Source organism: Frateuria flava (assembly GCF_017837635.1).
GTDB lineage: Bacteria > Pseudomonadota > Gammaproteobacteria > Xanthomonadales > Rhodanobacteraceae > Frateuria_A > Frateuria_A flava.
In genome coordinates, this window is sequence record NZ_JAGJRS010000034.1 from 88,138 (window position 1) to 101,504 (window position 13,367).

Genomic DNA, 13,367 nt, shown 5'->3' on the forward strand with positions numbered 1-13,367 from the left:
CGCAGGCGGGGGAAGGAACATCAGAAACCAGGCGGCATCGGGCAACGAAAAGGCCGCCCGGAGGCGGCCTTTCGCTGGATCGAAGCGCTGGCCTCAGGCCGCCTTGCGGCCGGCCAGCTGGCGCAGCACGTACTGCAGGATGCCGCCGTGGCGGAAGAAGTCGCGCTCCTTCGGCGTCAGCAGCATGACGTGCACGGCGAACTCCTTCTTGGTGCCGTCGGCCGCCGTGGCGACCACCTTGGCTTCCTTCGATTCGCCACCTCCCAGGCCGAGGATCTCGATCGATTCCTTGCCCGTCAGGCCCAGCGACTGCGCGTTCTGCCCGTGCTTGAACTGCAGCGGCAGCACGCCCATGCCGACCAGGTTCGAGCGATGGATGCGCTCGAAGCTCTCGGCGATCACCGCCTTGATGCCCAGCAGCAGCGTGCCCTTGGCCGCCCAGTCGCGCGAGGAGCCGGTGCCGTACTCCTTGCCGGCGATGACCACCAGCGGCGTACCTTCGGCCTTGTACTTCATGGCCGCGTCGTAGATGGCCATTTCCTCGCCCGAAGGCACGTGCACGGTGTAGCCGCCCTCGACGCCGTCGAGCATCAGGTTCTTGATGCGGATGTTGGCGAAGGTGCCGCGCACCATCACGTCGTCGTTGCCGCGACGCGAGCCGTAGGAGTTGAAGTCCTTCGGCTCCACGCCCTTGGAGATCAGGTAACGGCCCGCCGGGCTGTCCTTCTTGATCGAGCCGGCCGGCGAGATGTGGTCGGTGGTGATCGAGTCGCCGAACAGGCCCAGCACGCGCGCGCCGTGGATGTCGTCGACCTGCGACAGCTCCATCGTCATGCCCTCGAAGTAGGGCGGATTCTTGATGTAGGTCGAATCCTCCCAGCCATACAGCGCGCCCTCGGCGGACGGGATGGCGTTCCAGCGGCTGTCGCCCTTGAATACGTCGGCGTAGTTCTTCTCGAACATCTGCGGGTTGATGGCACCGGCGATGGCGTCGGAAATTTCCTTGTTGCTGGGCCAGATGTCCTTCAGGTACACCGGCTGGCCGTCGTTGCCCAGGCCGATGGGATCGGAGGTCAGGTCGATGTCCAGCGTGCCGGCCAGCGCGTAGGCGACCACCAGCGGCGGCGAGGCCAGGTAGTTCATCTTGACCTCGGCGTGGACGCGGCCTTCGAAGTTGCGGTTGCCCGACAGCACCGAGGCCACGGCAAGATCACCCGCGCCGATGCCCTGGCTGATCTCGGCCGGCAGCGGGCCGGAGTTGCCGATGCAGGTCGTGCAGCCGTAGCCGACGATGTAGAAGCCGATCTTCTCCAGTTCCTTCAACAGGCCGGTCTTCTCCAGGTAGTCGCTGACCACCAGCGAACCCGGACCGATCGAGGTCTTCACCCACGGCTTGGCCTTCAGGCCCCTGGCAGCCGCCTTCTTGGCGACCAGGCCGGCGCCCAGCATCACCGCCGGGTTGGAGGTATTGGTGCAGGAGGTAATCGCGGCGATCACCACCGAGCCGTCCTTCAGGGTGAAATTCTCGCCATCCTTGGTCACGCCCACGCTGCCGCTGCCCGACTTGCGACTGGCGGTGAGCGGGCCGACCACGTCGTGGAAGCTCTGCTTGACGCCTTCGAGCAGCACGCGGTCCTGCGGGCGCTTGGGGCCGGCCATGGACGGACGCACGTCGGCGAGGTTGAGCTCGAGCGTGGTAGTGAACTCGGGGGTGACGCTGTTCTCGTCGTGCCACATGCCCTGGGCGCGGGCGTAGGCTTCGACCAGCTTGATCTGCTCTTCGCTGCGGCCGGACAGGCGCAGGTAGTTCAGCGCCTCCTGGTCGACGGGGAAGATGCCGCAGGTGGCGCCGTACTCCGGCGCCATGTTGCCGATGGTGGCGCGGTCTGCCAGCGGCAGATGCTTGAGGCCGTCGCCGAAGAACTCGACGAACTTGCCCACCACGCCGAGCTTGCGCAGCATCTGGGTGACCGTCAGCACCAGGTCGGTGGCGGTCACGCCCTCGGAGAGCTTGCCCGTGAGCTTGAAGCCGACCACCTGCGGAACCAGCATCGAGGAGGGCTGGCCCAGCATGGCCGCCTCGGCCTCGATGCCGCCCACGCCCCAGCCCAGCACGCCCACGCCATTGATCATGGTGGTGTGCGAGTCGGTGCCGAACACGGTGTCCGGGTAGGCCCACAGCTGGCCGTCCTTCTCCGCGGTGAACACCACGCGCGCCAGGTGCTCCAGGTTCACCTGATGCACGATGCCGGTGCGCGGCGGCACGACCTTGAAGTTGTTGAACGCGTTCTGGCCCCAGCGCAGGAACGCGTAGCGCTCCTGGTTGCGCTCGAACTCGATCTCGACGTTCTTCTCCAGCGCCGCCTCGGAGCCGTAGACGTCCACCTGCACCGAGTGGTCGATCACCAGTTCGGCCGGCGCCAGCGGATTGATCTGGGTGGCATCGCCACCGAGCTTGACGACCGCATCGCGCATCGCCGCCAGGTCGACCACGCAGGGCACGCCGGTGAAGTCCTGCAGCACCACGCGCGCGGGCATGAAGGAAATCTCGGTATCCGGCTCGGCCTTGGCGTCCCACTTGGCGACCGCCTCGATTTCCTTCGTGGTGACGTTGATGCCGTCCTCGTGCCGCAGCAGGTTCTCAAGCAGGATCTTCAGCGAGTACGGCAGCCGCTTGAGGTCGAAGCGCTCGCCGAACTTGGCGAGGTTGGCGTACGCATAGCGCTTGCCGTTGACCTCGAGGGTGTCGCGGATGGAAAACGAGTCTTTCATGACGGAACTCCTGGCTTGAGCTTTTGAAGCGGCTGGGGAGAGCTGGGCGTTGCGGTCAAGCGCACGCAAGCCTGTGATTATCGCAAATACCGCGCCCGGGCGTCCGTGTGGCGCGGAAGATCGGGCTGGCTGGCGGGCAGGACGTTCTCGCGGCACGGGCGAGCGGGACGGCTAGAATGGCCGAAGACAAGCCGAGCTTCCCGCCGTTGGCCGCCAAGCATGCGACGGCCTGACCTTCCGCACAAACGCTTTTGGTGACATGCAGCATTCGATGATTTCGACGGCGCTCTCGGCGGTTTCGCTGCGCGACCTGGCGCTGGTGCAGGCCGTGCATCGACATGGAAGCTTCAACAGCGCCGCACGGGCCATGCATATCAGTCCGTCGGGCCTGTCCCACCAGGTGCAGAAGGTCGAGCAGGCACTGGGGGCACCGCTGTTCGAGCGCGGTGGCCGGCGCATCGTGCCGACCGCCGGTGGACAGCGGCTGCTGGAGCGGATCGACGCGGTGCTGGATGCCGCCGGACACCTGCAACAGTCCGCCCGCGCCGGCACGGTCGCCTTCGGCGGCGAGCTGCGCCTGGGTGTGCCGGCGTCGCTCGGCCCCTACCTGCTGCCCCACCTGGTCGAGCCGTTCCCGCTGCATTTCCCGGCGGCCCGGCTGAGCCTGTCCGAAGGCAAGCCGCGTGGCCTGCTGCGACGCCTGCACGAGGGCGAGCTGGATGCCGTGCTGGCGCCGCCGGCCAACGCCCCCAGTGGCATTGCTACCCGGCCGTTGTTTGCCGAACCGTGGCAGGTGCTGTTTCGTGCCGACCACCCGCTGGCCAGCCGTGCCAGCGTGTCGCTGGACGAGCTGGACGAAGCCGAAGCCACGCTGATGGCCGAGAGCCACCCGGACGGCATCGACGGGCAGGGCGGCCACGGTGGACACGTGCAGGACGTGAGCCTGGAGAGCCTGGCGGCGCTGGTCGGCCTGCGTGGCGGCTATGCGCTGGTGCCGGCGCTGGCGCGCGAGCGGCTGGCCTCCAAGCCCGAACTCACGGTGGTGCCGCTCGAAGGGGCGGTGCCGGGCCGGCAGATCGCGCTGTACTGGCGAGAGGCGTCTCCCTGGCATGCGGACATCCAGGCGTTCGCCGAGCTGCTGTGCAAGGTGGCGCAGCAGCGCCCCGGATTGGCCGTGAACCTGTAGAAGCCCGCTTGCGGGCGAGGGTCTTGCGATCGCCTGGCCAGGAGCATCGCCCGCAAGCGGGCGCCTGCAAGGACCGGGTGGTTCAACCGTTGTCCAGGGTCACGCCGGTCAGCAAGCCTCGGGCCAGCATGCTGCACTGGCGGCGGTTGAGGACGATCTGCCACTGCCGCCCGCCGACCTGTCGCCACAACACCGCCGAGCGCACGGCGGCGAGCAGGTTGGCGCGCACCTTTTCCACCACCGCCGGCTGTTGCAGGAACTGCGGGTTGCCGCTGACCATCACGCGCGGGCTCAGGACCGAGAGGGTCGAGGCGTAGAGATCGGCCAGGCGCCGGACCACCTGCGGGGAATCCTGACCAAAATGGGCGACCTGCCGCTGGGCGGCGACAATGCCTTCCTGCAGCTTGGCGGTGAGCTCGGGCCGCCGGGCCAGGCTGCGTTCCAGCCGCATGACGGTGACCGCCATCCGGGTCAGCCCCATGTCGCGGCTGCTGTCGTCGAGCTGGCCGATCAGGTTGCGCAGGCCCAGCCGCACGCCGCCCACGCCGCCGTAGACCGCGGCTACCGAAGGCGCGTCGATACGGAACACGCTGGCCACGCTCGACTCCATCGCGCCTTCGTCGCAGCGGCCCTGGTTTGCCAGCTGGTGCGCCAGCCCCGCCGCCTGGAACAGGCCGGCCAGCGCGAGCACGCGCGGTTCATTCATGGCGAGGGTGTCGAGCACGTCAAGGTCCTGCGGAAAGAGGGGGAAGGCCACCGAACGGCGCGTCGGTGGCCGCGATCACGGCGCCGCCGAGGCAGGCCTCGCCGTCGTAGAACACCACCGACTGGCCCGGGGTGACCGCCCGCTGGGGTTCGTCGAAGTACACCTCCAGGCCGGCCCGCGACACGCGGACCTCGCATGCCTGGTCCGCTTGCCGGTAGCGGGTCCTGGCGCTGCAGCGGAACGAGGCCGCCGGCGCCGTGCCGGTGACCCAGCTCGGCGTTTCGGCCCGCAGCTTTTTTGACTGCAGCCAGCGGTTCTCGCCGCCCTGCGCCACGTAGAGCACGTTCGCCGCCACGTCCTTGCCGACCACGTACCACGGCTCGGGACCCATGCCCTGGCGTCCGCCGATGCCCAATCCGTTGCGCTGGCCCAGCGTGTAATACATGGTGCCCTGGTGTTCGCCGACCAAGGTCCCCTCCGGGGTGCGCATCTCGCCCGGGCGTGCCGGAATGTACTGCGCCAGGAAGCTGCGGAAGTCGCGCTCGCCGATGAAGCAGATGCCGGTCGAATCCTTCTTGGCGTGCGTCGGCAGGGCGGCGGCACGGGCCAACTCGCGCACCTGCGATTTCTCGATTTCGCCGACCGGAAACAGCGTGGCGGCCAGTTGCTGCTGGCCCAGCGCGTGCAGGAAGTAGGTCTGGTCCTTGCCCGCATCCACCGCGCGCAGCAGGCGGTACTGGCCGTCGCGCTCGTCGACGCGCGCGTAGTGGCCGGTGGCGATCTTCCCGGCACCCAGCGAGCGTGCCTCGTCCAGGAAGGTCTTGAACTTGATCTCGCGGTTGCACAGCACGTCCGGGTTGGGCGTGCGCCCGGCACGGTACTCGGCCAGGAAGTGCTCGAAGACGCTATCCCAGTACTCGCCGGCGAAGTTGCGTGCGTGGAAGGGAATACCGAGGCGCCCGCACACGGCCAGGGCGTCCTTGCGGTCGGCGTCGGCGGTGCATGGGCCGTCGCGGTCGTCTTCTTCCCAGTTCTGCATGAACAGGCCTTCGACCTCGTGGCCGGCCTGCTGGAGCAGCAGCGCGGCGACCGACGAGTCGACCCCGCCGGAGACGCCCAGCATCACCTTCATGACAGGTCAGGCTCCGCAAGCAGGCTGGACAATACGTCCAGCGGCAGGCGCCGCCCAGCCAGCCAGGCGTCAATGCTCAGCAACACCATCGGGCTACGCAGGCGATCGCCCAGAGCGGCGATCTCGGCGCGGGTCAGCCACACCGCGCGGCGGATACCCTCATCGAGCGGCCGGTGTGGATCGTGCGCCAGCGCGCGCGCCGCGAAGCTGAAGCGCACCACGCCCTCGCCGTGCTCGGTGCTGTGCCACTGGTGGACGCCCAGAAAGTGCTCCACTTCGATCGTCCAGCCGGTTTCTTCCAGCGTCTCGCGCACCGCGGCCTGCAGCAGGGTTTCCCGGTCATCCAGGTGACCGGCCGGCTGGTTGTAGACAAGTCGACCGCCGACTTCCTCCTCGACCATCAGGTAATGCTCGCCGCGCGCGACCACGCAGGCGACGGTGACGTGGGGGCGCCAGACGGACGAAGCGGGGGAAGTGACGGACATCGGGGACAAGAGGGCTGGAAATACGCCATTGTGCCATCACCTAAACGAGGCGCGTTTTGCACGGCGGCGCGACGGGACCGCATCCGTCGCGGCGTATACTCCGTACCAGCAACAAAGTCCCCACGAGCAATGGCCCACGAACCCGAACACGACCCTGGCAGCGGACACGGCCTGGCCGTCGAGACCAGCCGTCCGGAACTGGCACGGCCGCCACTTTTTCAAGTTGTGCTGCTGAATGACGATTTCACTCCCATGGACTTCGTGGTCGAGGTGCTGCGCGGCTTTTTCGCCATGGACCAGGAGCGCGCGGTGCAGGTGATGCTGCACGTGCATACCCGCGGCAAGGGTGTGTGCGGCGTCTTCACCCGCGAGGTGGCGGAGACGAAAGTGACGCAGGTGAACGAGTACTCACGGACTCATCAGCATCCCTTGTTGTGCACTATGGAAAAGCTATGAGCGGCCCCATCTTGTAGCCATCGCGGCTAGGCCGCCCTTGTCATTCCCCAGCGGAGAAGGTCCGGATGTTCAGCAAGGATCTCGAAGTCACCATCGGCCACTGCTACAAGCAGGCCCGTGAGCAGCGCCACGAGTTCATGACCGTGGAGCACCTGTTGCTCGCCCTCACCGAAAACCAGTCCGCCCTGGGCGCCTTGCGCGCCTGCGGCGTGGACCTGCCGCGGCTGTCGGCGGAACTGGAGCGGATCATCGCCGAGACCGTCCCGGTGCTGCCGCACGGGGACGAGCGCGACACCCAGCCGACGCTGGGCTTCCAGCGCGTGCTCCAGCGCGCGGTCTACCACGTGCAGTCCTCCGGCCGTAAGGAGGTCACCGGCGCCAACGTGCTGGTGGCGATCTTCGGTGAAAAGGACTCGCACGCCGTGTATTTCCTGCACCAGCAGGAGATCACCCGGCTGGACGTGGTCAATTACATCTCGCACGGCATCGCCAAGATCGGCGACGAGCCGAGCGCGGGCATGCCCGGCGGCGAGCGCGAGGGCGAGGAGGGTGCCGACAGCAAGGGCAACCCGCTCAGCGAATACGCGACCAACCTCAACGACCTGGCGCTGGAAGGCAAGATCGATCCGCTGATCGGCCGCCAGGACGAGATCGAGCGCACCATCCAGGTGCTCTGCCGCCGGCGCAAGAACAACCCGCTTTACGTGGGCGACGCGGGCGTGGGCAAGACCGCGCTGGCCGAGGGCCTGGCCAAGCGCATCGTCGAGGGCGAAGTACCCGAGGTGCTGGAGAGCGCGGTGATCTGGTCGCTCGACCTGGGCGCGCTGGTTGCTGGCACCAAATACCGCGGCGACTTCGAGAAGCGCCTGAAGGCGGTGATCACCCAGCTCAAGAAGCAGCCGGGCGCGATCCTGTTCATCGACGAGATCCACACCATCATCGGTGCCGGTTCCGCCTCGGGCGGGACCATGGACGCATCCAACCTGATCAAGCCCATGCTGGCCTCCGGCGAGCTGCGCTGCATCGGCTCGACCACGTTCCAGGAATTCCGCGGGATCTTCGAAAAGGATCGCGCGCTGGCCCGCCGCTTCCAGAAGATCGATATCGTCGAGCCCACCGTCGCCGACAGCATCGAGATCCTCAAGGGCCTGAAGACCCGCTTCGAGGAACACCACAACGTCTCCTACACCAACGAGGCGCTGAAGGCCGCGGTGGACCTGTCGGTCAAGCACATCCCCGACCGCCTGCTGCCGGACAAGGCCATCGACGTCATCGACGAGGCCGGCGCACGCCAGCGCCTGCTGCCCGAGGACCAGCGCACCGGCACCATCGACGTGCCGGAGGTGGAGTACATCGTCGCCAAGATGGCGCGCATTCCGGCCAAGCAGGTTTCCGCTTCGGATCGCGACGTGCTGAAGAACCTCGAGCGCAACCTCAAGATGGTCGTGTTCGGGCAGGACCAGGCGATCGAGGCGCTCTCTGCCTCGATCAAGATGGCCCGCTCGGGCCTGGCCGACCCGACCAAGCCGATCGGCAGTTTCCTGCTGGCCGGTCCGACCGGCGTCGGCAAGACCGAGGTGACCAAGCAGCTGGCGCTGCAGCTGGGCATCGAGATGATCCGCTTCGACATGTCCGAGTACATGGAAGCGCATTCGGTCTCGCGCCTGGTCGGCGCGCCCCCGGGCTACGTCGGCTTCGACCAGGGCGGACTGCTGACCGAGGCGGTGACCAAGCACCCGCACGCCGTGCTGCTGCTGGACGAGATCGAGAAGGCGCACCCGGACGTGTTCAACATCCTGCTGCAGGTGATGGACCGCGGCGTGCTGACCGACACCAACGGGCGCGAGGCGAACTTCAAGAACGTCATCCTGGTGATGACCACCAACGCCGGCGCGCAGCAGGCGTCGCGCCGCAGCATCGGCTTCGTCAAGCAGGACCACGCGACCGATTCGCTGGAGACGATCCGCAAGATGTTCACGCCGGAGTTCCGCAACCGCCTGGATGCGGTCATCCAGTTCCATGCGCTCGACTTCGAGCACATCCTGCGCGTGGTCGACAAGTTCCTGATCGAGCTGGAAGCGCAGCTGGCCGACAAGCACGTCAGCCTGGATGTCGATGCCGACGCCCGCCGCTGGCTGGCCGAGCACGGCTTCGACCCGCAGATGGGCGCGCGCCCGATGGCACGCGTTATCCAGGAGAAGGTCAAGCGGGCGCTGGCGGACGAGCTGCTTTTCGGCAAGCTGTCCGAGGGCGGCAAGGTGCTGCTGAGCGTGCGCGACGGCGAGCTTCACGTGGAGACCGAAGCGGCGGAAAAGATGCCGGTCGTGGTGGAGTAACCGGCTCTCTCCTGTAGGAGCGCACCCCGTGCGCGACCGCGCGATCCGCTCCCGTCCGGCGGTCGCGCACAGGGCGCGCTCCTGCAGGTTGCGTGGAAGACCAGGCACGAAAAAGGCCGCGCAATGCGCGGCCTTTCCGTTTGTCCTGGTGGAACCTACTTCATGCGGTAGGTGATCCGCCCCTTGGTCAGGTCATAGGGAGTCATCTCGACCTTGACCTTGTCGCCCGTGAGGATGCGGATGTAGTGCTTGCGCATGCGGCCGGAAATGTGGGCGGTGATCACGTGCCCGTTTTCCAGCTGCACACGGAACATGGTGTTGGGCAAGGTCTCCTGGACCGTGCCTTCCATTTCGATGACGTCGTCTTTGGCCATGCGTTCCGGTGTGTTGGGTCCCGGCCGTGGCGGCCGCGTAAGCGGGCAAGTATGCCACGTCCGGGCGCCTGATCAAAGGAAGCTCAGGCGGCGCCCCCGAAATACTCGTCCAGCTTGCGCCGGATTTCCTGCTCCACCATGCCCTTGAGGGGCGAGAGCATCAGGCCTAGCTCGGCGGTGACGTGCACCGATTCGGGCGCCACCGCGATCCCGCCGCTCACGCCCGAGCGGGAGAAGCGCAGCGTGTCGCCCTGCCACTGGCTCTGCATGTCGAACTTCTCGCGCATGCGCGCGGCGACCTTGTCGACCACGGCGCGTGCCTGGTCCAGCGGGAGATTGTGCGGGCGGCGGATGTCGATCTTGGGCATGGAAAAGGCCTCCGTGTGGATCGCCCATCTTACGCGGCGTGCGCGAAGGAGAGGCCACGCATCTGCTAGAGTCCCGGCCATCTTTGGATCAATCTTTAGATGCGCATCGAGTTTCCCAATTCGGCTCGCGAGGCGTTCCGCTGGGCGCAGGTCGCCTTGCGCATCGGCAGCGCGCCGGACAATGACCTGGTGGTCTCGGCCCAGCAGGGCGCGGCGCACCACCTGCGCATCCTGCAGGACCGTCGCGGCTGGGTACTCGAAGTGCTTTCCGGCGCGGGCCGCGTCTACGTCAACGCACGCCCCGTGCGCGAGCGTGCGTTGCTGCGCGCCGGCGACATCCTGAGCCTGGGCGATTGCCGCATGCTGCTGTGCGCCGACGAGGTGCCCGCCACGCGCCCGCCCGTGGCCCTCTCCGAGCAGGGCCGCTGCACCGCTGCCCTGCGCGCCGTGGCCGGGCCGCTGTCCGGGCGCGTGTTTCCGTTGCAGGAGCGGTTGGAGCTGGGTCCGCAAGGCGACCAGCCGCTGGAGCTGCCGCAGGCCGCCGCGGCCACGCTGGCGCTGTTCTGGAAGGACGGCGAGCTGCGCGTGGCCGCCGGGCCGACGCCTCCGCGCTACCCCCTTCGGCTCAACGGCATGGCGGTGGAACAGGCGGCGTTGCATCCGGGCGACCAGCTCGGTATCGCCATGCACCGTTTCGTGGTGGATGCGCCCGGACTGTTGCCCTCGCCGGTAGGCACGCCGCCGGAACAGCCGGTCGAGCACCTGCCCGAGGACGCGGCAGGGCCGCGCGGGGAAGTGTGGTGGCTGATCGCGACCGCGGCGGTGCTGGCGCTGCTGATCGCGCTGATCCTGCTGGTGCGGTTCTGAACAGGTAAGACGGCACTTCTGTGTAGGAGCGCACCCTGTGCGCGACCACCCTCCCGGCCGCATACAGGGTGTGCTTCCAGGGAACCGGGGTCGCAGGTTCAGCCCTCGGCCATGCGCCTGAGGTCTTCCAGCCGGTCGGCGTCCCGGATCGACAGGTCCGACCGCCAGCGCAGGATGCGGGGGAAGCGCACGGCAACCCCCGACTTGTGCCGCCCCGAGCGCTGGATCGCCTCGTAGGCCAGCTCGAACACATGCTCCGGTTCGACCGAACGCACCGGTCCGAAGCGCTCGATCGTGTGCGCGCGGATCCAGGCGTCCAGACGCGCGATCTCCGCATCATCCAGGCCGGAGTAGGCCTTCGCCACCGGCACTAGGTGGCCGCGGTCCCACACGCCGAAGGTGTAATCGGTGAACAGGCCGGCGCGTCGGCCGTGGCCGGACTGGGCGTAGATCAGCACCGCGTCGAGCGTGTAGGGATCGACCTTCCACTTCCACCAGTCGCCGCGCTTGCGGCCGACGCGGTAGGGCGAATCCAGGCGCTTGAGCATGAGCCCCTCGGTACGCCGTTCGCGCGATTGCTCGCGCAGTCGCGCCAGGGCGGCCCAGTCGTCGGTATCGGCGGCGGGCGAAAGCAGCAACGTCGGCGGCATGGCTTGCAGCAGCTCGGCAAGCCGCGCGCGGCGCAGGTGAAGCGGTGACTCGCGCAGGTCCGCCCCATCGCGTTCCAGCAGGTCGTACGCCATGAAGCGCACCGGTGTCTCGGCCAGCAGCTTCGCCCCGGGCTTGAGCTTGCCAATGCGTTTCTGCAGCGCGGTGAACGGCCGCGGCGCCGTCGCCTGGGCATCCCAGGCGAGGATCTCGCCGTCCAGCACGCAGCCGGATGGCAGGGCGCCGGCGGCCTGCTCGATTTCCGGGAAGCGGCCGTCCAGCCGTTCCTCGCCGCGCGACCACAGCCGCGCCTCCTCGCCACGGCGCATGAGCTGTGCGCGAATGCCGTCCCATTTCCATTCGGCCAGCCATTCGGCGCGCTCCCCCAGGCTTTCCACGGGCGACTCCAGCGGCGAGGCGAGGAAGAACGGGTAGGGCCGATGCTCGCGATGGGCGTCGTCGCCGGCGGGCTGGGCCAGCGCGGCCAGCGAGGTGGCATCGGGCTTCCAGTCGCCGCTCAGCCGATGGGCGATCAGGTCGGTGGGCAACTGCGACCAGAGCGCCAGCGCCTGCACCACCAGACGTTGCGACACGCCCACGCGCAATGCGCCGGTAATCAACTTGTTGAGCAGGAAGACCTCCTCCGACGGAAGGGTCGCCCACCAGGCCTGCAACTGGGCCACGCGGGCGCTCGGGTCGAGCCGGCTCAGGGATGGCAGGCGCTGCTCCATCCACACGTGCAACGGCGTGTCATCGGACGGCTCGCCGGGCGGCAGCAGCAACGCGATCGCTTCGGCCAGGTCGCCCACATGCGCGTAGCTTTCGTCGATCAGCCAGTCGGGATACCCGGTCGCCGTGCCGGTCGCCTGGCGCAGTTCGGTGACGCTGGCCAACCGGCGGAGCTTGCCGCCGCCGAGCACGTACACCGCCCACGCGGCGTCCGCCGGCGGCGCGTCGTGCAGGAAGGCGGCGATGGCGTCGCGCTTGGCGGTGGTGGACCCGGTGCGGTCGAGCGCGGCGTACAGCTGCACGAAGCGGCGCATCGCTCAGGCTCCCAGGGCCGACAGCGGCAGCGCATCGTGACCCTGTTCGCGCAGGTAGCGCACCAGCGCGTCGCCGTCGCCATGGGTGACGTAGATGCGGCGGGCCCCGCTGTCGCGCACGCTGCGCAGCAGGCCGTTCCAGTCCGCATGATCCGACACCACGAAGCCGCGGTCATAGCCGCGCCGGCGGCGATTGCCGCGGACCTGCATCCAGCCCGAAGCGAACGCGGTCGAGGCGTTCGGGAAGCGCCGCATCCAGGGCGACCCGGCCGCGGAGGGCGGCGCGAGCACCAGCTCGCCCGCGAGCGCCGCGCCGCGCGCGTTCTCCTCCAGCGGCTGCGTGGGCGGCATCACCACGCCGGCTTCGCGATAGAGCTGGGTCAGGCGCAGCAGCGCACCGTGCAGGTGCACCACGCGATCGACCCGGGGAGCCAACTCCGCCAGCAGCCGCTGCGCCTTGCCCAGCGCGTAGCAGAAGAGCACGGCCGACACCTTGCGGCGGGCGCAGTCGTCCCACCACGCGAGCAGCTCGTCGATCACCTGCGCCATCGGTGGCCAGCGATACACGGGCAGGGCGAACGTCGATTCGGTGACGAAGGTGTCGCAGGCGATTGGTTCGAACGGCGCGCAGGTCGGATCCGGCTCGCGCTTGTAGTCGCCCGAAACCACGACGACGCGCCCGGCGTACTCCATCCGCACTTGCGCGGCGCCGAGCATGTGACCGGAGGGATGCAGCGACACCTGCACCTCGCCCAGGGTGAAGGGCTCGCCGTAGTCGTAGGCCTCGATCAGCGCCGGCTCGCCCAGCCGCTCGCGCATCAGACGGAATCCGGCACGCGCTACGTGGTAGCGCGCGTTGCCCTGGCGCGCATGGTCGCCGTGCGCATGCGTCACCACGGCCTGTGCCACCGGCTCGGCCGGGTCGATGTAGAAGCCGCCGGCGGGGCAGTAGAGGCCCTCGCGGCGGGGCTGGAGCAGCGGGTCGCGCATGCGT

The 13,367-nt window shown here is 68.3% G+C and carries 12 protein-coding genes; 4 read left to right on the forward strand and 8 right to left on the reverse strand.

What is annotated here, in order from left to right:
* Nucleotides 1-93: 93 nt before the first annotated feature.
* A complete protein-coding gene (gene acnA / locus J7I44_RS15350) occupies nucleotides 94-2,772 on the reverse strand; it encodes an aconitate hydratase AcnA (RefSeq protein WP_209622838.1) in 2,679 nt (892 codons plus the stop codon).
* A 259-nt stretch (nucleotides 2,773-3,031) separates the two neighbouring features.
* Here acnA and J7I44_RS15355 point away from each other — a divergent pair, with 259 nt between their 5' ends.
* The gene (locus tag J7I44_RS15355) at nucleotides 3,032-3,958 is read left to right on the forward strand and encodes a LysR family transcriptional regulator (RefSeq protein ID WP_209622840.1); all 927 of its coding nucleotides are present in this window, start codon (nucleotides 3,032-3,034) and stop codon (nucleotides 3,956-3,958) included.
* Nucleotides 3,959-4,040: 82 nt separating this feature from the next.
* On the opposite strand, the gene hflD is transcribed toward J7I44_RS15355, so the two are convergent.
* The 3 genes from hflD to J7I44_RS15370 are packed head-to-tail and all read right to left on the reverse strand — an operon-like array spanning nucleotide 4,041 to nucleotide 6,281.
* A complete protein-coding gene (gene hflD / locus J7I44_RS15360) occupies nucleotides 4,041-4,664 on the reverse strand; it encodes a high frequency lysogenization protein HflD (RefSeq protein ID WP_245188242.1) in 624 nt (207 codons plus the stop codon).
* Nucleotides 4,665-4,683: 19 nt separating this feature from the next.
* Nucleotides 4,684-5,796 carry a tRNA 2-thiouridine(34) synthase MnmA gene (gene mnmA / locus J7I44_RS15365; protein ID WP_209622844.1) on the reverse strand — a complete coding sequence of 371 codons (1,113 nt, stop codon included), beginning with the start codon at nucleotides 5,794-5,796 and terminating at the stop codon, nucleotides 4,684-4,686.
* Nucleotides 5,793-6,281, reverse strand: a complete 489-nt coding sequence (locus tag J7I44_RS15370) for an NUDIX hydrolase (RefSeq protein WP_209622846.1) — start codon at nucleotides 6,279-6,281, stop codon at nucleotides 5,793-5,795. The genes mnmA and J7I44_RS15370 overlap by 4 nt, the downstream gene beginning before the upstream one ends.
* Nucleotides 6,282-6,410: 129 nt before the next feature.
* Between J7I44_RS15370 and clpS the strand changes: the two genes are divergently transcribed.
* Together clpS and clpA are read left to right on the forward strand one after the other, a co-directional pair.
* Nucleotides 6,411-6,737 (forward strand): ATP-dependent Clp protease adapter ClpS, encoded by a 327-nt coding sequence (gene clpS, locus J7I44_RS15375; protein WP_091332759.1) that lies wholly within the window; start codon nucleotides 6,411-6,413, stop codon nucleotides 6,735-6,737.
* 65 nt (nucleotides 6,738-6,802) lie between these two features.
* Nucleotides 6,803-9,073 carry an ATP-dependent Clp protease ATP-binding subunit ClpA gene (clpA, locus tag J7I44_RS15380; protein WP_209622848.1) on the forward strand — a complete coding sequence of 757 codons (2,271 nt, stop codon included), beginning with the start codon at nucleotides 6,803-6,805 and terminating at the stop codon, nucleotides 9,071-9,073.
* A gap of 155 nt (nucleotides 9,074-9,228) precedes the next feature.
* Here clpA and infA read toward each other — a convergent pair whose 3' ends face one another.
* Nucleotides 9,229-9,447, reverse strand: a complete 219-nt coding sequence (infA, locus tag J7I44_RS15385) for a translation initiation factor IF-1 (RefSeq protein WP_019466733.1) — start codon at nucleotides 9,445-9,447, stop codon at nucleotides 9,229-9,231.
* Between the two features lie 83 nt (nucleotides 9,448-9,530).
* Nucleotides 9,531-9,815, reverse strand: coding sequence for a polyhydroxyalkanoic acid system family protein (locus J7I44_RS15390; protein WP_209622850.1), 285 nt, complete (start codon nucleotides 9,813-9,815; stop codon nucleotides 9,531-9,533).
* Nucleotides 9,816-9,914: 99 nt separating this feature from the next.
* Between J7I44_RS15390 and J7I44_RS15395 the strand changes: the two genes are divergently transcribed.
* Nucleotides 9,915-10,682, forward strand: a complete 768-nt coding sequence (locus tag J7I44_RS15395) for an FHA domain-containing protein (protein WP_209622852.1) — start codon at nucleotides 9,915-9,917, stop codon at nucleotides 10,680-10,682.
* A gap of 98 nt (nucleotides 10,683-10,780) precedes the next feature.
* Here the strand turns inward: J7I44_RS15395 and J7I44_RS15400 are convergent, their stop codons facing one another.
* Nucleotides 10,781-12,373, reverse strand: a complete 1,593-nt coding sequence (locus tag J7I44_RS15400) for an ATP-dependent DNA ligase (RefSeq protein ID WP_209622854.1) — start codon at nucleotides 12,371-12,373, stop codon at nucleotides 10,781-10,783.
* 3 nt (nucleotides 12,374-12,376) lie between these two features.
* Nucleotides 12,377-13,363: a ligase-associated DNA damage response exonuclease gene (locus tag J7I44_RS15405; protein ID WP_209622856.1), complete on the reverse strand. Its 987-nt coding sequence runs from the start codon at nucleotides 13,361-13,363 to the stop codon at nucleotides 12,377-12,379.
* Nucleotides 13,364-13,367: the final 4 nt, after the last annotated feature.